Genomic DNA, 1,434 nt, shown 5'->3' with positions numbered 1-1,434 from the left:
TAAAAAATCTAAAAAAGGTATGCGAAAAGCCCTCCCTGTAGGACTTGCAATGGGAGTCTTATTCAGCGGAATCCCACTAGCCACTCCATTAACAGAGCATAAAGTGCAAGCAGATGTTGATACGGCTGCAACGATTATTACAACAATTGGAAGTATCTATGAAGCGTTTGCTGCAGAGGCGTTTGGGAAATGGTTAGAAGATGTCAATGCAAAAACTAGTTATGATAATTTTTATGAAAACATCACTTACATGGCTCCTACTTTCCAAAAAGGAGAGTTTGGTATTAGTGCATTTGATTATTATAAAAATCGCGATTTTAGCAAGACGGTTAAACTTTCTTATCCAAATGGAAAAGTTGAATATAAAACAATCAAGCATGGACAACAAATTCGTATTAAGCAGGCGGGTACAATTGTAGACTTAACTCCTGATGAATCAGATCCATTAAAACATGATATTTTGTATATTACACAAAAACAACTAGATGAAGGAAATACGGCTGTTTCACTTACGAACTTCAAAACTTATTATCTACAAAGTGACAATAGCAGTCGTAGAAATGATCTTGGATATAAATATTTAAAACAACACTTCCCAAATGCTTATCATAATGGCATCCGTAATATTGGTGTTGATGAGGATGAACTTTTTAAGAAACTACCTGCAGAAAAACAAACGCTAGGAACAAGTACTTCAAAGACAGTAAGTAAAGATATTCTTTCTAATTATGCTACGAATGACCCTGAAGCTCGTGAGGATCTGAAGAAACGTACACTTGATATCTACACAAACCATAAAGCAGGGGGATATTCTTCTATTTCTACAAAAATTATAAATGACGGGATAAACTTAGAAGCAGGAGATTATGTCCATGAAGAAGGTAACGCGGATCCAAATCGAGGGACCGATTTTACAATTACACCAATTCAAAAGGGATCTAATAAGGTTATTATATCGTCTGTCTTTAATGGGAAGGTAAAATATCTTACATCTAAGGCAGGAGATCGTAGTCAATGGATTTATACTCATGATGGAGATATTAGTTCTGATGAAATATGGGATCTTGTTGTTCGAAAGGATGGTCAGTTTTCTTTAAAAAATAATAAAGGGCAATATTTATACGTTCCTAGGACTGGAAAAAGTGCACCAGCGTGGACTACTGATGATATTAATACAGCTAGTAAACTCACAGCTCGCCTTGCAGCAAATGAGTGGAATAATTGGTTGATTGATTGGCATCCTCGTAAGGAAAATGAGACAAAGAAACATGAAGGAAAGACATATGACGGGTTAGAGTTCAAATCTGATGCAAAAGATCCCTCTATATGGACTGCTTACAATTCTGGAAAATTGATAACGAATAGTTGGATAAACAGAGATGGTCAGCATTTTTACGCGGATTCTTCAGGGGTTATTTTGAAGGGTTGGAAAGA

1 pseudogene is annotated in these 1,434 nt (G+C 35.8%); it reads left to right on the top strand.

From position 1 onward, the window contains the following. Window positions 1-1,434: pseudogene (locus MR109_RS29585) on the top strand (cell wall-binding protein); the annotation flags it as partial.

Source organism: Bacillus cereus group sp. BfR-BA-01310 (assembly GCF_022664325.1).
GTDB classification, from domain to species: Bacteria; Bacillota; Bacilli; order Bacillales; family Bacillaceae_G; genus Bacillus_A; species Bacillus_A paramycoides.
Note: the sequence above shows the minus strand (reverse complement) of the source record. Positions and strands in the feature narration are given on the sequence as shown.